The 15,279-nt window shown below is 70.3% G+C and carries 15 protein-coding genes; 13 read left to right on the top strand and 2 right to left on the bottom strand.

Going from position 1 to position 15,279, the window contains the following annotated elements:
• The first annotated feature begins 457 nt into the window (after nucleotides 1–457).
• The 13 genes from AAD027_RS17470 (at nucleotide 458) to AAD027_RS17410 (ending at nucleotide 12,986) form a co-directional block, all read left to right on the top strand.
• Complete coding sequence (locus AAD027_RS17470) at nucleotides 458–2,164, top strand: S8 family peptidase (RefSeq protein ID WP_341727356.1); 1,707 nt, start codon at nucleotides 458–460, stop codon at nucleotides 2,162–2,164.
• Between the two features lie 132 nt (nucleotides 2,165–2,296).
• The gene (xpsF, locus tag AAD027_RS17465; RefSeq protein WP_341727313.1) at nucleotides 2,297–3,511 is read left to right on the top strand and encodes a type II secretion system protein XpsF; all 1,215 of its coding nucleotides are present in this window, start codon (nucleotides 2,297–2,299) and stop codon (nucleotides 3,509–3,511) included.
• 78 nt (nucleotides 3,512–3,589) lie between these two features.
• A complete protein-coding gene (gene gspG, locus AAD027_RS17460) occupies nucleotides 3,590–4,024 on the top strand; it encodes a type II secretion system major pseudopilin GspG (RefSeq protein WP_341727312.1) in 435 nt (144 codons plus the stop codon).
• 78 nt (nucleotides 4,025–4,102) lie between these two features.
• The gene (xpsH, locus tag AAD027_RS17455; protein WP_341727311.1) at nucleotides 4,103–4,615 is read left to right on the top strand and encodes a type II secretion system protein XpsH; all 513 of its coding nucleotides are present in this window, start codon (nucleotides 4,103–4,105) and stop codon (nucleotides 4,613–4,615) included.
• Nucleotides 4,612–5,040, top strand: a complete 429-nt coding sequence (gene xpsI / locus AAD027_RS17450; RefSeq protein ID WP_341727310.1) for a type II secretion system protein XpsI — start codon at nucleotides 4,612–4,614, stop codon at nucleotides 5,038–5,040. The genes xpsH and xpsI overlap by 4 nt, the downstream gene beginning before the upstream one ends.
• Complete coding sequence (locus tag AAD027_RS17445; protein ID WP_341727309.1) at nucleotides 5,037–5,696, top strand: prepilin-type N-terminal cleavage/methylation domain-containing protein; 660 nt, start codon at nucleotides 5,037–5,039, stop codon at nucleotides 5,694–5,696. Before xpsI ends, AAD027_RS17445 begins: the two co-directional genes overlap by 4 nt.
• Nucleotides 5,693–6,544, top strand: a complete 852-nt coding sequence (locus AAD027_RS17440) for a type II secretion system minor pseudopilin (protein WP_341727308.1) — start codon at nucleotides 5,693–5,695, stop codon at nucleotides 6,542–6,544. The genes AAD027_RS17445 and AAD027_RS17440 overlap by 4 nt, the downstream gene beginning before the upstream one ends.
• On the top strand, nucleotides 6,541–7,689 hold the full coding sequence (locus AAD027_RS17435) for a PilN domain-containing protein (protein WP_341727307.1): 1,149 nt from the start codon (nucleotides 6,541–6,543) through the stop codon (nucleotides 7,687–7,689). Before AAD027_RS17440 ends, AAD027_RS17435 begins: the two co-directional genes overlap by 4 nt.
• A complete protein-coding gene (gene gspM, locus AAD027_RS17430; RefSeq protein ID WP_425605486.1) occupies nucleotides 7,670–8,296 on the top strand; it encodes a type II secretion system protein GspM in 627 nt (208 codons plus the stop codon). Before AAD027_RS17435 ends, gspM begins: the two co-directional genes overlap by 20 nt.
• On the top strand, nucleotides 8,286–9,101 hold the full coding sequence (locus tag AAD027_RS17425; protein ID WP_341727305.1) for a hypothetical protein: 816 nt from the start codon (nucleotides 8,286–8,288) through the stop codon (nucleotides 9,099–9,101). The genes gspM and AAD027_RS17425 overlap by 11 nt, the downstream gene beginning before the upstream one ends.
• Before the next feature lie 9 nt (nucleotides 9,102–9,110).
• Nucleotides 9,111–11,300, top strand: coding sequence for a type II secretion system secretin GspD (gene gspD / locus AAD027_RS17420; RefSeq protein WP_341727304.1), 2,190 nt, complete (start codon nucleotides 9,111–9,113; stop codon nucleotides 11,298–11,300).
• Nucleotides 11,297–12,145 (top strand): glycosyltransferase family 2 protein, encoded by an 849-nt coding sequence (locus AAD027_RS17415; protein WP_341727303.1) that lies wholly within the window; start codon nucleotides 11,297–11,299, stop codon nucleotides 12,143–12,145. The genes gspD and AAD027_RS17415 overlap by 4 nt, the downstream gene beginning before the upstream one ends.
• Nucleotides 12,129–12,986, top strand: a complete 858-nt coding sequence (locus AAD027_RS17410; RefSeq protein ID WP_341727302.1) for a glycosyltransferase family 2 protein — start codon at nucleotides 12,129–12,131, stop codon at nucleotides 12,984–12,986. The genes AAD027_RS17415 and AAD027_RS17410 overlap by 17 nt, the downstream gene beginning before the upstream one ends.
• Nucleotides 12,987–12,993: 7 nt before the next feature.
• Here AAD027_RS17410 and AAD027_RS17405 read toward each other — a convergent pair whose 3' ends face one another.
• Together AAD027_RS17405 and AAD027_RS17400 are read right to left on the bottom strand one after the other, a co-directional pair.
• The gene (locus tag AAD027_RS17405; RefSeq protein WP_341727301.1) at nucleotides 12,994–13,398 is read right to left on the bottom strand and encodes an ACT domain-containing protein; all 405 of its coding nucleotides are present in this window, start codon (nucleotides 13,396–13,398) and stop codon (nucleotides 12,994–12,996) included.
• Nucleotides 13,395–15,263: an SLC13 family permease gene (locus tag AAD027_RS17400; protein WP_341727300.1), complete on the bottom strand. Its 1,869-nt coding sequence runs from the start codon at nucleotides 15,261–15,263 to the stop codon at nucleotides 13,395–13,397. Before AAD027_RS17400 ends, AAD027_RS17405 begins: the two co-directional genes overlap by 4 nt.
• Nucleotides 15,264–15,279: the final 16 nt, after the last annotated feature.

Genomic DNA, 15,279 nt, shown 5'->3' with positions numbered 1-15,279 from the left:
GAGGCGAAGTGCTGCGAAAGCGAAGAACAAGTGGATCGAACGCACCAGTGAAAGCTTCCCGCATTTCTCATCTCCTCTCCCGAGATGGTGCAAAACAACTCCGTGTGCTCCAAACACTACATGCGCGTTGTGCAATTTGCGAGAGATTTGATACGGTCTGCGCAACGCGACTTTCCAGCTGAAAACAAGGCGTTAAAGCCATGTGTACGCTGTGTGTTCGTCGCGTGAAAGAGCGATGTTCCAGGTAAATGGGGATACCTGCGCGAATCGCTTGAAATGGGAATCGCAAGTGGTTGAGTAAAGGCGTTTTGATGTCGGGCCATTAAGTTCGTTCTTTCCTTGCAGACATGGAGCAAGTCAAGTGAAACCATATCCATCGAATCATTCCGTGCGCCGGCTTCCCCTGGCGGCATCCATCATCGCGGGCATCGCATTCGCCGCATCCGCAGCATCGGCGATGGCCGGCGATGTCAGTACCGCGGGCCTGCACGACGGCGGCAGCTACGATCGTTTCATCGTGAAGTACCGCGACGATAGCCGCGCGCGCATCGACAGCGGCGAGTTGCAGCGATCGTTGGGCGGCGCGCTGTCCGGCGCGGGGCTGGGCGCGGCGAAAGGGCGCGCCGCGGTGTCCGCCACCAAGCTGCGCACGCTGGCGGTGGGCGCCGAGCTGGTGCGCACCTCGCGCAAGCTCGATCGCGTGGAGGCGGAAGGCCTGCTGCGCCAGTTGGCGGCCGATCCCCATGTCGCGTACGTGGAAGTCGATGCGCGCCGCTACGCCACGCTGGTGCCCGACGACACGTACTACAACCAGTACCAGTGGCACTTCAAGGACCCGGTGGGTGGCATCAACCTGCCCACCGCATGGGACAGCGCGACCGGCGCCGGCGTGGTGGTCGCGGTGGTGGACACCGGCATCACGCCGCACAGCGACCTGGATGCGAACATCCTGCCGGGCTACGACTTCATCAGCGACACCTTCGTCTCGCGCGACGGCGACGGACGCGATGCCAATCCGCTGGACGAAGGCGACTGGAATCCGGTCGCCGGCGAGTGCTACCCCGGCTCGCCGGTGCAGGAAAGCAGTTGGCACGGCACGCACGTGGCCGGCACGGTGGCCGAGCTGACCAACAACGCCAAGGGCATGGCCGGCGCGGCGTTCGACGCGAAGGTGGTGCCGGCGCGCGTGCTGGGCCGTTGCGGCGGCTATACCTCCGACATTTCCGACGCGGTGATCTGGGCCTCGGGCGGCACCGTCGCGGGCGTTCCCGCCAATGCCAATCCGGCCGAGGTCATCAACCTCAGCCTGGGCGGCGAAGGCGCGTGCAGTGCGGTCGAACAGAACGCCTTCAACATCGCCGTCGCCAACGGCAGCACGGTGGTGGTGGCGGCCGGCAACGACGCGGACAACGTCTCGGGCTATTCGCCCGGCAACTGCACCGGCGTCATCACCGTGGCCGCGACGCGCATCACCGGCGGCATCGCCTCGTATTCCAACTACGGCAACCGGATCGACATCGCGGCCCCCGGTGGCGGCGGCTCCGTCGATGGAAATCCGGGCGGCTACGTCTGGTCGGCCGGCAACGCGGGCACGACCGTGCCGACCACGGAAACGTACTTCGGCATGGGCGGCACCTCGATGGCGGCGCCGCACGTCGCGGCGGTGGTGGCGCTGATGCAGAGCGTGGCGGAAACGCCGCTGACGTCCGCGCAGGTGCTGGCCACGCTGAAGGCGACCGCGCGGCCGTTCCCGGTGGCGCCGCCGGCGAACCGGCCGATCGGCGCCGGCATCGTTGACGCGGCGGCGGCCGTGCAGGCCGTCCTCGGCGGCGGCGGACCGCCGACCGCCACGCCGTTGACCAACCATGTGGCCGTAGGCGGCAACACGGGCGCGAAGGATGCGGTGATCAAGTACGCGCTGGTGGTGCCGGCGGGGGCGACCAACCTGTCGTTCATCAGCTTCGGCGGCAGCGGCAATGCCGATCTCTACGTGAAGTTCGGCAGCGAGGCCTCGGCGTCGAGTTATGACCTGCGTTCCGTGCGCCCCGGCAACAACGAGGTCATCAACATCGCCACGCCGCAGGCGGGCACCTACTACGTCACACTCGTGGGCAAGACCCAGTTCGGCAACGTCAGCGTGCGGGGCAGCTTCACCGCGCCGTAGCCGCGAGCCGCGCACCCGGGATCGTCCCGGGTGCGCGGATCAGGAGGGTCGTCAGCAGTCCGCCGACTGGCCGGCATGACGCTGGATGGGGTTCTGCGGTAACTTGGCGCACTGTTCACGCGATGCGCCGGCATGCCCCTCTACCGTTACAAAGCGCTCAATGCACACGGTGAAATGCTGGACGGCCAGATGGAAGCCGCCAGCGACGCCGAGGTGGTGTCGCGCCTGCAGGAGCAGGGCCACCTGCCGGTGGAAGCCAGGCTCGCTTCGGAGGGCGGCGGCGGTTCGCTTCGCCAGTTGTGGCGACGCAATGCCTTCGCGGGCGAGCGGCTGGTGCAGTTCACCCAGCAACTGGCCACGTTGCTGGGGGCGGGGCAGCCGCTGGATCGCGCGCTGACCATCCTGCTGGACCTGCCGGAAGACGAGAAGGCGCGCCGCACCATCACCGACATCCGCGACGGCGTGCGCGGCGGTGCGCCGCTGTCCACGGCGCTGGACCGGCAGCACGGCCTGTTCTCCCGCCTGTACGTCAACATGGTGCGCGCGGGCGAGGCCGGCGGCAGCCTGCACGACACGCTGCAGCGCCTGGCCGATTACCTGGAACGCAGCCGCGCGCTGAAGGGGCGCGTGGTCAATGCGCTGATCTACCCGGCCATCCTGGTCGTCGTGGTCGGGCTGGCGTTGCTGTTCCTGCTGGGCTACGTGGTGCCGCAGTTCGCGCAGATGTACGAGAGCCTGGACGTGGCGCTGCCGTGGTTCACCCGCGGCGTGCTGTGGCTGGGACTGTTCGTGCGCGACTGGTGGTTCGTGCTGGTCGCGGTGCCGGCGCTGGCGCTGCTCTGGTTCGACCGCCGCCGCCGCGATCCGGCGTTCCGCGATCGCTTCGATGCCTGGCTGCTGCGCCAGCCCTTCGTCGGCCTGCTGGTCGCCCGGCTGGAAACCGCGCGCCTGTCGCGCACGCTGGGCACGTTGCTGAAGAACGGCGTGCCGCTGCTGAGCGCGCTGGGCATCGCCCGCAACGTGCTGGGCAATCGCGCATTGGCCGCCGACGTGGACGCCGCCGCCGAGGACGTCAGGAATGGCCACGGCCTGTCGTCTTCGCTGGGCAAGGGCAAGCGTTTCCCCCGGCTGGCGCTGCAGATGATCCAGGTGGGCGAGGAATCCGGCGCGCTGGACGGCATGCTGCTGAAGACCGCGGACACCTTCGAGCACGAGACCGCGCAGACCCTGGACCGCATGCTGGCCGCGCTGGCCCCCGCCATCACGCTGGTCCTGGCGGCGGTGGTGGGGCTGGTGATCATCGCCGTGCTGGTGCCGCTGTACGACCTGACCAGCGCGATGGGCTGAAGGCGCCCTGAAGCGCCACGCAAGACCGGTTCAGACAGACTTCTCCACACTACCGCCATTCCACCAAGGACCCCGACGATGCGCCTGTCCCGCCACCTGACCCGTTCCCCCTCGCCGGCCGCGCAAAGCGGCATGAGCCTGCTGGAAATCATCATCGTGATCGTGCTGATCGGCGCGGTGCTGACGCTGGTGGGCAGCCGGGTGCTGGGCGGCGCGGACCGCGGCAAGGCCAACCTGGCGAAGTCGCAGATCCAGACGCTGGCCGGCAAGGTGGAGAACTACCAACTGGATACCGGCAGCCTGCCCAGTCGCCTGGAGGACCTGGTGACCCAGCCCGGCAACGCGTCCGGTTGGCTGGGCCCGTACGCCAAGTCGGCCGAACTGAAGGACCCCTGGGGCCACGACATCCTGTACCGCGTGCCGGGCGAAGCCGGTCCGTTCGACCTGTCCAGCCTGGGCAAGGACGGCAGGGTCGGCGGCGAGAGCTACGACGCGGACATCAAGTACGAGTGATGCCGGTCGCGTCCGCCGCCGTACGCCATCGTCATGCCCGCATCGGCGCGACGCTGTGCGCCTTGCGCCACCGGTAGCATGCCCGCGGCGGATCGACCCGTGACGCGAGCGCCCCGCAGCGCGCCAGCGCGCGCGCGGGCCATGCGCGGCGTCTCGTTGCTGGAGATGCTGCTGGTGGTGGCATTGATCGCGGGAGTGGCCACGCTGTCGGCGATGGTGCTCACCGGCGGGCTGGACGGCATGCGCCTGCGTTCGGAGACGAAGGAAATCGCCGCGCAGCTGCGCTACACGCGTGCGCAGGCCATCGCCACCGGGCAGCCGCAGCGCTTCTTGATCGATCCACTCGCGCATCGCTGGCAGGCGCCGAACGGCCGGCACGGTGCCATCCCCGAATCGCTGTCGATCCGCTTCACCGGCGCGCGCCAGGCGCAGGCGCGCGCGGGCGAGGGCGCCATCCTGTTCTTCCACGATGGCGGCTCCACCGGCGGTCGCATCACGCTGGGGGCCAAGCGCGCCGCGTGGAGCGTCGATGTGACATGGCTGACCGGCGAGGTGCGGGTGATGCGCGATCCGGCCGGAGGCGCGCCGTGACCGCTTCGCCGCCGCGTCCGCAGCAGGGATTCACGCTGATCGAGGTGATCGTGGCGTTCGCGCTGCTGGCGCTGGCGCTGACGCTGCTGCTGGGCTCGCTGTCCGGCGCCAGCCGGCAGGTGCGGCAGGCGGAGGACAGCAGCCGCGCGACATTGCATGCGCAGTCGCTGCTCGCGCAGCTGGGTGTGGGCGAACCGCTGCGGCCGGGGCCGCAGGAAGGCCGTTTCGACGGCGGACGCTACCAGTGGACGTTGCAGGTGGCGCCCTACGCCGATCCGTTGGCCGCGCGCGCGCTGATCGAGCCGTCCGCCCCGCAACTGCTGGACGTGCAACTGGACGTGCGCTGGGGCGACACGGCCGCGCAGTCGCTGCGCTGGCGCACGCTGCGGCTGGCGCCGCGCGACATCAACCAGGCCGCGCCATGAGGACGCGCGCCGCCGGTTTCACCCTGATCGAAGTGCTGCTGGCCACCGTGCTGCTGGCGGCCGGCCTGGCGCTGGCGTTCGCCACGCTGCGTTCGTCCACGGCGATGGTCGGGCGCGGCGAAGCCATCGCCCAGCGCAACGAGCACATGCGCGCCGTGCAGGCCTACCTGCGCGCGCGGCTGTCCTCGGCGCAGCCCATCGTGTTCGCCACCGACCGCGCCACGCTGCAGCAGGCGCGCTTCATCGGCGCGCCGCAGCGCATGCGCTTCGTCGCCGACCTGCCGGATTACCTGGGCCATGGCGGCCCCTACCTGCACGACATCGGCGCCGACGGGCAGGGCAGGTTGCAGGTGGCGTTCGCGGTGGCGCAACCGGACCGTTCCCTCGACGAGGTGGAACTGCAGGCCCGCGAACTGCGTCCGGAGCGCCTGGCCGACGGTCTGCGCGCGGTGCGTTTCCAGTATCGCGGACTGGACCAGGACAATCGCCTGGGTCCGTGGCAGGACCGCTGGGAGACGTCCGATCTGCTTCCATTGCAGGTGAAGGTGGAAGTGGAAGCCGCCGATGGCGTGCACTGGCCCGACCTGGTGGTCACGCTGGTGCGCAGCGAAGGCGGCGCGGGCGGCGGCCTGCTTCCCCCGGGAGGCAGGCCATGAGCCGCCAGCGCGGCGCGGCCCTGCTGCTGGTGCTGTGGCTGGTGGCGCTGCTGACGGCGCTGATCGGCGCTTTCGCGCTGACCGCCCGCATGGAGGCCCTGCAGGGGCGCGTGGCCAGCCGCGGCTCGGTGGCGCAGGAAGTCGCGCGTGCTGGCATGGAATATGCGCTGGCGCGCGTGGCGGACCAGAACCCGGAAACGCGCTGGCTGCCCAATGGTCGCCTCTACCGCTGGCGTTTCGATGGCAGTGAAGTGCAGGTACGCATGGTCGACGAAACCGGCAAGGTCGATCTGAACCAGGCCGACCTGGCCTTGCTGGCGCGACTGCTGCAGGCGGTGGGTGCGCCGCCGGAATCCAGCGAGCGACTGGCGGGCGCCATCGTGGACTGGCGCGACGGCGACGCGCTCAGCCAGCCGGCCGGCGGCGCGGAGGACGACGACTACGCCGCGGCCGGACGCGATTACGGCGCCAAGGATGCGCCGTTCGAAACCATCGCCGAAGTCGAGCAGGTGCTGGGCATGACGCCGGAGATCTACGCGCGGCTGGCGCCCTACCTGACCATCTACTCCGGCCGTGCGCAGCCCGATCCCACGTTCGCGCAAGGCCCCGTGCTGGTGGCGATGGGGCTGGACGCCGAGGCGTGGCTGGCCCAGCGCAATGCCCAGGACGTCGCCGGCAACCCGCAACTCGTCGGCTTCAGCAGCGGCACGTATAGTATCGAGAGCCGCGCGCGCATGGCCGATGGCCGCGAGGCGGCGATACGGACAGTGGTGCGCGCAGGCGCCAGCCCAGTACCGGGTTCGGTCTACACCTTGTTGCGCTGGGAGGAGGGAGCGGCACCACAATGAGCGGCTTGCGTGACAGCCTGCAGCAACTCCGCGCGCGCCTGGGACCCGGGCCGCGCAGCTTCCTGGCGTGGTGGTCGCAGGCGCTGGCCAGCTGGCTGCCCGCCCGCTGGCGCGTGCTGCTGGGGCTGACCCGCGACCGCCTGCTGTTCCAGCGCGACGGCGAGGAACTGCGCATGGCCTGGCAGGAGGGCGCGCAGCGCCACGAACTGGCCCGCCTGCCCGCCACCGTCACCGGCGACGACCTGCGCGCGCTGCTGGGCACACGGCTGGCCGAGTTGCCGCGCTGGTGGCTGCTGCCCGCGGGGTCGGCGCTGCGCCGGCGCCTGCTGTTGCCCGCCGCCGCCGCCGACCGCCTGCGCGACGTGGTGCGGTTCGAGCTGGATCGCCAGACCCCGTTCCGTGCCGAGGACGTGTGCTTCGATGCGCGCGTGCTGGGCCGCCGCGAGGATGGCCAACTGGAGACCGAGCTGGTCGCCGTGCCGCGCACCGGATTCGACGCGGAGCTGGCCCAGTTGGGTCCGCTGTCCGCCGAACTGGCCGGCGCCGATGTCGCCGATGCCGAGGGCCTGCCCCTGGGCGTCAACCTGCTGCCGCCGGAAGCTCGCGCGTCGCGCCAGGCGTCCGGGCGCGGCCTGCACCTGGCGCTGGCGGCGGTCGCGCTGGGTGCGCTGGTGCTGGGCGCGTGGCTGATCCTGGACAACCGCCGCGCCGCCGCCGACGCGTTCGCCGCCCAGGTCTCCGGCCGCGCAGAACAGGCGCGCCGCGTGTCCGCGCAGCGCCAGCAGCTGACCGACCTGGTGGCCGGCATGACGGCCTTGAACAAGGCGCGCGCCGACCGCCCGACCACGGTCGAGGTGATGGACGAAGTCACCCGCCGCCTGCCCGACAACACCTATCTGGAAAAACTGTCCATCGAGGGTGACCGCCTGATGCTGATCGGCTTCAGTCCCGAGGCCTCCGGCCTGGTTGCCAGGCTGGAAGGCTCGCCGCTGTGGCGCAGCCCGGCCCTGAGCGGCGCGCTGCAACCCGATCCGCGCACGCGGCTGGACCGTTTCACCCTGACCGCCGAACTGGTGGGTACCCGAAACGCGACGCCGGCCGCCGCGCCCGCACCGGGAGACGCCGATGGCGCCGGCCGTGACTGACCGCGACCGCTGGCTGGCGCTGGCCGTGCTGGGACTTGCCCTGCTGCTGGGCTACGGCGTGCTGGTGCACCCGTGGTGGACGGCGCCGATGCTGGCGGTCAACGGCCGCGTCGCCGAACTGCGCGATCGCGAACTGCGCATCCGCACCCAGCTGCAGCAAGCCCCGCAGGTGGAACGCGAGCTGGAGGCCGCGCTGGTCCAGCAGGCGCAGCGTCCCGGCTTCCTGCCCGAGGCGACGGTCGAACTGGCCACCGCCGGGCTGGTGCAGCGATTGGAAGCGATCGTGAAGCAGGCCAGCCCGGGCAACCGCAGTTGCGCCATCGCCAACCAGTCGCCGCTGGCCATGCCCGGCCGCGAGCAGTTCGCCCGCGTGGTGGTGCAGGTGCGCCTGCGCTGCGGCGCGCCGGAACTGGCCTCGGTGCTGCACCAGATCGAATCCGGCAGTCCGCGCCTGTTCGTCGACAACCTCAACGTGCTGGCGCAGCGCTATGCCTTCCAGGCCTCGGAAAGCGGCACCGGCGGGCTGGACGTGAACTTCGATCTCTACGGCTACCTGAAGCCCAGTCCCGCCGCCGCACCGCCGCAGGGAGAAAGCGATGCGCGCTGACGCCTGGACTTCGCGCACCTGGGTATTGGCCGCCGTCGCCGGCTGGGCGGTGCTGGTCGCGTTGCTGGGCATGTTCGGCCTGGGTGGCCGGATCACCCCGCTGCCGGCCGATCCGGCACTGGTGCAGGCGCTGCCCCGGTTGCCGGCCACGCCGGCCGAACGCCTCGGCCCGTTGCCGCAGTACGCCGAGATCGGCGGGCGTCCGCTGTTCTCCGAAAACCGCCAGCCGCAGCCGTTCTTCATTTCCGGCGAAGGCGAGGCCACCGCGCCCGGCTTCGACATGGTGCTCAGCAGCGTGCTGATCACGCCGGGCCTGCAACTGGCCATCGTGCAACCGGTCGCCGGTGGCGAAGGGCTGCGGGTGAAGGTGGGCGAGGAGCCGAGCGGATTCCCCGGCTGGCGGCTGGCCGAACTGGAGAACCGCCGCGCGGTGTTCGAGGGTCCGGATGGCCGGCGCGAGCTGGAACTGCGGACGTTCGATGGCGTCGGCGGCCAGCCGCCCACGCCGGTGGCCACGGGGGCGCCGGGGCGTCCCGGGGCCGTGCCCATGCCGGTTCCCGCGGGTTCGCCGAGGGCCACCGGTGGCAACAGCCCGCCCATCCCGGTGCCGGCCCCGTCCGTCGAGACACCGGTTCCGATCGAGCCCACTTCGCCGCCGGCGCCGGTCGCGGAGAGTCCGCCCGAGAGCACGGAACAACAGATGGAGGCCATCCGCCAACGCATCGAGGCGCGTCGCGCGCAGATGCGCGAGCAGGAGAGGGCCACCCCCACACCGCCGCCGGCAGTGCCCGGCAAGACACAGTAGAGTGCCGGCATGACGTCACGCGTGATCCTGATTTCCCTCTGCCTGGGCATGTTGGCCGGCTGCGCCAGCGTGCCCGCGCCCGAAATGCGCCGTGGCCCATCGGCCGCAACGCCCCCCGGGGCGCCCGGCAGTGCGCAGACCGTACCGGTGCAGTCGCCGGAGGCGCCGGAGACCGGCCCGCAGGCGGTCATCCGCCGCGGCAGCGGGCAGATGATCAACCGCAGTGCGGCGTCCGCGCCGCCGCCTTCGCTGGCGGGCGCCAGCAGCGGCGCCGCCACCTTCAACTTCGAAGGCGAGTCCGTGCACGCGGTGGTCAAGGCCATCCTGGGCGACATGTTGGGCCAGAACTACGTGATCGCGCCGGGCGTGCAGGGCACGGTCACCCTGGGCACGCCCAAGCCGGTGTCGCCGGCCGAAGCGATGAGCCTGCTGGAGATGGTGCTGGGCTGGAACAATGCGCGCCTGATCTACACCGGCGGCCGCTACAACATCGTGCCGGCCGACCAGGCCCTGGCCGGCGCGGTCGCGCCGCGCACGGGCGAGCCGGCCAACGCACGCGGCTACGAAGCGCGCGTGGTGCCGCTGCGCTACATCTCCGCCAGCGAGATGAAGAAGGTGCTGGAGCCCTACGCCCGCCCCAACGCCATCGTCAACATCGACACCTCGCGCAACCTGATCACCCTGGCCGGCAGCCGCAGCGAACTGGAGAACTACCTGCGCACGGTCGAGATCTTCGACGTGGACTGGCTGGCCGGCATGTCGGTGGGCGTGTTCCCGCTGGAAACCAGCCGCGCCACCAAGGTGGTCGCCGACCTGGAGAAGATCTTCGGCGAGAACAGCAAGACGCCCAGCGCCGGCATGTTCCGCTTCCTGCCGCTGGAAGGCGCCAACGCGGTGATGGTCATCACCCCGCAGGCGGCCTACCTGGACGACATCCAGGACTGGCTGGAACGGATGGACAGCGCGGGCGAGGGCGCGCGGCTGCATTCGTACGAGTTGAAGTACATCAAGGCCAAGGAACTGGCGCAGCGGCTGGCCGAAGTGTTCGGCGCCGGCAGTGGCGGCAACGGCGGCGACCGTTCGACCGGCGGGCCGGGCAACGTGTCGCTGATGCCGGGCACCGATCCGGTGCAGATCAACGACGGCGGCCTGAACAGCAGCGGCGGCAGCGTGGACTTCGGCAGCACCGGCAGCTCCGGCGGCGGCCTGGGCAGCGGAACCCTGGCGCTGAATCCGCGCGACAGCGGCAGCGGCAGCGTGACGCTGGAGATCGACGGCGACCGCGTGGGGGTGGCGGCGGTGGACGAGACCAACACCCTGCTGGTGCGTTCCAGCAGCGCGGCGTGGAAGTCGATCAGGGACGTCGTCGAGAAGCTCGACGTGATGCCGATGCAGGTGCACATCGAGGCGCAGGTGGCCGAGGTGGCGCTGACCGGCGAACTGAGCTACGGCGTCAACTGGTACATCGAGCGCGCGGCCACCGACGCCGGCCTGCCCAGCCTGGACCTCAATGTCAATCCGTTCCTGCCACGCCAGTGGAGCACGCTGGCCGGCAGCGTCGGCAGCGACGGCCTGTCGTGGACGCTGTTCAAGAACGACGCGGCCGCCATCATCAGCGCGCTCGACCGGATCACCGACCTGCGCCTGCTGCAGACGCCCTCGGTGTTCGTCCGCAACAACGCCGAGGCCACCCTGAACGTCGGCAGCCGCATTCCGATCTCGTCGGTCACCTTCAACCCCAATGTAGGCACCGACAACACCTTCAGCCAGGTGCAGTACCTGGACACCGGCATCATCCTGAAGGTGCGTCCGCGCATCACCCGGGACGGCATGGTGTTCCTGGACATCGTGCAGGAGGTCAGCACGCCGGGCGACATTCCCGACGACAACGGCAACGTGCGCATCAACACGCGCCGGCTGAAGACCGAAGCGGCGGTGGAAACCGGACAGACCGTGATGCTGGCCGGCCTGATCAGCGACAGCGCCAGCCAGGGTTCGTCCGGCATTCCCGGGCTGAGCCGGCTGCCGATCATCGGAGCGCTGTTCGGCAAGAAGACCAACAACAGCGAGCGCAGCGAAGTGATCGTGCTGCTCACGCCGACCATCGTCCGCAACCCGCAGGAAGCGCGCGACCTGACCGACGAGTACGGCCAGCGTTTCCGCGCCCTGGATCCGCTCTACGCCCCGCCCAAGCAGTGACCCCGGCCGCGGCACCGCCCCTGCCCATCGTCCTGCTGCCGGTCGGCGCCGATGACGACGCGCTGGACGCCTGCCTGGGCGCGCTGGATGCCGGCACGCCGGACGGCACACGCGTCTGGCTGGCCGACGACGCGCAGGCCGGCCCGCGCGGGCTGGCCATCGTCGAGCGCTGGCTGACCCGCACGCGCCTGCAGGCCGACTACACGCGCCGGCCGCGCATGCTGGGCGAAGTGGCACACATCGACCAGATGCTGTCGGCCTGCGGCGATGCCGACGTGGTGCTGCTGGCGCCGGACGCGCAACCGCTGCCGGGCTGGCTGGCGCAGTTGTCCGCGTGCCTGGCGCGCGATGCGGCCATCGCCACCGCCACGCCGTGGTGCAACGCCGGCGAATCCGCCGCCTGGCCGCGGCTGGGCGAAGTCGCCGCGCCGCCGCCGGATTTCGAGCGCACCGCGCAGGCCTGCGCGGCGATGCCGCCGCTGCACCCCGAACTGCCGGCCGCGGTCGCGCACGCCGTCGCCATCCGCGGCAGCGCGCGCCGGCGCGTGGGCGGGCTGGACGCCAGCAGCTATGGCTCGTGGTACGCCGCGTTGATCGACCTGTCGCTGCGTCTGGCCGGCCTGGGCTGGCGCAACGTGCTGTGCGAGACCGCCTTCGTCGCGCGCGGCGGCGAGGGCGGTCCCGCCGATGGCGACATGGACGCGCTCAACGCGCGCTGGCCGGCATGGCATCCGCGCCTGGCTTCGTTCCTGATGGGCGACCCGCTGCGCGAACCGCGCGAGCGGCTGGCCGCCCTGTATGCCGAAACCGATTCGCCGGAGCGCCAGCGTGACCTCTTCCCCTGAGCGTGGCGGCATCGCCGTGGTCGTGGTCAGCCACGAAAGCGCCAGCAGCATCGACGACTGCCTGATGCGGCTGCGCGTGGCGAACGATGTGGACGAGATCCGCGTGGTCGACAACGCCTCGCGCGACGGCACGCTGGAACTGGTGCAGCGCCATGCCTTGCAGGACGCGCGGGTGAAGTTCATCGCCAATCCCGACAACCCGGGTTTCGCGGTCGGCTGCAACCAGGGCGCGCGCGACACGGCGTCGCCGTGGCTGGCCTTCGTCAACCCGGACCTGATGGTGGAGGCGGACACGCTGTCGCGCCTGCGCGCGCATGCGGTCGCGCTGCCCGGCGAGTCGCTGCTGGGCGTGGACCTGGTGGACGAGGACGGCGCGCGCGACGCGGCCGCGCGACGGCGCGACCCGGATTTCGCGGCGATGCTGTCCGCCCCGGCCGCCGCCTCGCGACTGGGCGTGCCGGTGCGGGACGAACTCGCCGTGCAGCCGGTCGACGTGGTTTCGGGCGCGTTGATGCTGATGCGGCGGACACTGTTCGACCGGTTGGAAGGCTTCGACGAAGGCTACCGCCTGCATGCCGAGGACATGGACCTGTGCCGGCGCGCGCGTGCTGCGGGTGCCACGGTAGCGGTGGCCAACGACATCCGCGTGCTGCACCTGCGCGGCGTCTCCAGCCGTGCCCGCCCGGTATTCGTGGAATGGCACAAGCACCGCGGGCTGTGGCGCTATTTCGGCAAGTTCGAGGCGGCGCAACGCGGCGTATCGACGCGGGTGGGCGTGTTCGGCGCCGTCTGGCTGCACTTCGCCGCCGTGCTGGTGCGCACCGTGCTGCGTCGCCGCTGAGTGCGCGTCAGGCGTCGGTGATCGTGTGGCCGCGTTCCCGCAACGCGGCCAGCGCGACAGGCAGGGCGTCGTCCTGCACCAGTACGTAATCGGTGTCGTAGGTGGACAGCGCGAAGATGCCCACGCCCGCGTCCGCCAGCGGTTCCAGCACGGCCAGCAGGATGCCGGTCAGCTCGAACGCGAACGGCCCCTGCAGTTTCAGCGCCCGCCAACCGCGCTGGCAGCGCACCCCGACCGGCACGCACGCCTCCTCGCAGACCAGCGAAAGCTCGTCCTCCACCCAACTGATATGGCGCATACCCGTCGAAGGCCACCATGCCGGCAATGCGGCGTCGGCTTCCAGTTGCGCGACGGCGTAGCGATCCGGCAGCAACCGCATCCGCAGGGCGGTGCGCTGGACGGCCGTGCTCATCCCGCGCGGCCGTTCCACCAGAACAGCAGGTTGACGGTCAGCACAACGACGCCGGTGTAGATCAGCGACAACGGCCCGCCCACGCGCCACAACTGGCGCGAGGTGTAGCTGGCCGGGCCGACGATCATCGAGATCACAGGGTTGGACGAGGTCATCAGGTTGTTGGACGCCGACAGCGCGACGATCAACGCGAAGGCGGTGGGATTGCCGCCGGCGGCCAACGCCAGGTTGATCGCCATCGGCACCATCACGATGGTCGCGCCCACGTGGCTGATGACCAGCGAGAAGGCCGTGGTCAGCAGCGCGATGGCGATTTCCAGCAACCAGATCGGGATGCCTTCGGGCAACCGTTCGACGGTATGCCCGGCCACCCAGGCGGCCGCGCCGCTGCTGTCCATCGCCCAGCCCAGCGGGATCAGCCCGGCCATCAGGAACACCGTCTTCCAGTTGATCGCGCCGTAGGCCTCGTCCATGCGCAGCACGCCGGTCAGCAGCATGCCGGCCACGCCGGTCATCAGGGTCAGCGCCACCGGCAGCCTGGAGGTCAACGCGATGACGATGGTGATGGCGAAGATGGTCATCGCGATCTTGAACTTGTGCGGGCGCTGCTCGCCCTTCGGGTAGTCGGTCACCACCACGAAGTCGCGGCTCTCGGCGGCCTGGCCCAGGTCCTGCCAGATGCTGTGGAACACCAGCATGTCGCCCGCGCGCAGCTTCTCGTCGCGCACGTTGTCGCGGATGACCTTCTTGTCGCGGTTGATCGCCAGCAGGCTGATCCCGTTCTGCTTGCGCAGGCGCAGGTCGCGCGCGGTCTTGCCGATGAAGCGCGAGGTGGGCGGAACGACCGCCTCGGAGATGCCGGCGCGGCTGGGGTTGAACAGGTCGCCGAAGTGGCGCAGCCGCGAGGACATGCGCAGGAAGTGGTTCTGCGCGAAGTCGGTCACTTCCTGTCGCCGCCCCATCACGCCCAGCACGCTGCCCACCCAGATGCGCATGTCGGCCGGCGGCGCCAGCCGGGTGTCGTTGCCGGTCTGCAACGCCAGCATCAGCGGGGCGTCGTGCATCGCCTCGGCTTCGCCCAGCGACATGCCCACCAGCGGGCTCTCCGCGCTGACCACCAGCTCGAACACGTCGCCTTCGATGCCGTAGGTGTTGGCGAAATAGCTCTCGGTGCGCGCGGGCGTCACCGCGCCGTCGCTGTCCTGCGTCTCTTCCTTCAGCTTGCGGTCGCCGTAGAAGCGGAAATACAGCAGCGAGGCGATGACCAGTACCAGGCCGATCGGCCACGGCGCGAACATGCGCAGCGGTTCCAGCGTGGCCATGCCCGAGGGCAGGTTGTTGTTGGCCGACACCAGCAGGTCGTTGAGCAGGATCAGCGGCGAGTTGCCGACCATGGTGAACGCGCCGCCCATCACGATGGCGGCGGCGATCGGCAGCAGCAGCCGCTGCAGCGACAGCCCGGTGCGCGAGGACAGCCGCGACGCCACCGGCATGAACAGCGCCATCACCGACGGGTTCTGCATGAAGGACGAGTTGAGGCTGGCGATGGCGGTGGTCATCAGCAGCAGCCGCTGCTCGATCCCGTGCCCGCGCCGCAGCAGCCACGAAGCCAGCCGGTTCAACGCGCCGGTGCGGTCCAGCCCGGCGCCCAGGATCATGGTGGCGATGATGCTCATCACCGCGTTGCCGGAGAAACCGCCGAAGATCTCCTCCGGCGCGATCAAGCCGGTGATGCCCAGCACCACCAGCACCACCAGCGCCACCAGGTCGGCGCGGATGCGTTCGAACAGGAACATCGCCATCGTGAAGCCGACCAGCCCGAGGACGAGCTTCATGTCGTTGGTCAGCGTCAGGGCGGTGTCCATTACGCGCCTTTGTCCT

The sequence above is a fragment of the Pseudoxanthomonas putridarboris genome (genome assembly GCF_038321125.1).
GTDB classification, from domain to species: domain Bacteria; phylum Pseudomonadota; class Gammaproteobacteria; order Xanthomonadales; family Xanthomonadaceae; genus Pseudoxanthomonas_A; species Pseudoxanthomonas_A putridarboris.
This window is presented reverse-complemented; position numbering and strand designations above follow the sequence as displayed.

Bases quoted from the DNA above. Each gene is read 5' to 3' on its own strand.
- AAD027_RS17470 (WP_341727356.1), top strand. From the start codon at position 458: ATGGCCGGCGATGTCAGTACCGCGGGCCTGCACGACGGCGGCAGCTAC.
- xpsF (WP_341727313.1), top strand. From the start codon at position 2,297: ATGCCCCTCTACCGTTACAAAGCGCTCAATGCACACGGTGAAATGCTG.
- gspG (WP_341727312.1), top strand. From the start codon at position 3,590: ATGCGCCTGTCCCGCCACCTGACCCGTTCCCCCTCGCCGGCCGCGCAA.
- xpsH (WP_341727311.1), top strand. From the start codon at position 4,103: ATGCCCGCGGCGGATCGACCCGTGACGCGAGCGCCCCGCAGCGCGCCA.
- AAD027_RS17445 (WP_341727309.1), top strand. From the start codon at position 5,037: ATGAGGACGCGCGCCGCCGGTTTCACCCTGATCGAAGTGCTGCTGGCC.
- AAD027_RS17440 (WP_341727308.1), top strand. From the start codon at position 5,693: ATGAGCCGCCAGCGCGGCGCGGCCCTGCTGCTGGTGCTGTGGCTGGTG.
- AAD027_RS17435 (WP_341727307.1), top strand. From the start codon at position 6,541: ATGAGCGGCTTGCGTGACAGCCTGCAGCAACTCCGCGCGCGCCTGGGA.
- gspM (WP_425605486.1), top strand. From the start codon at position 7,670: ATGGCGCCGGCCGTGACTGACCGCGACCGCTGGCTGGCGCTGGCCGTG.
- AAD027_RS17425 (WP_341727305.1), top strand. From the start codon at position 8,286: ATGCGCGCTGACGCCTGGACTTCGCGCACCTGGGTATTGGCCGCCGTC.
- gspD (WP_341727304.1), top strand. From the start codon at position 9,111: ATGACGTCACGCGTGATCCTGATTTCCCTCTGCCTGGGCATGTTGGCC.
- AAD027_RS17405 (WP_341727301.1), bottom strand. From the start codon at position 13,398: ATGAGCACGGCCGTCCAGCGCACCGCCCTGCGGATGCGGTTGCTGCCG.
- AAD027_RS17400 (WP_341727300.1), bottom strand. From the start codon at position 15,263: ATGGACACCGCCCTGACGCTGACCAACGACATGAAGCTCGTCCTCGGG.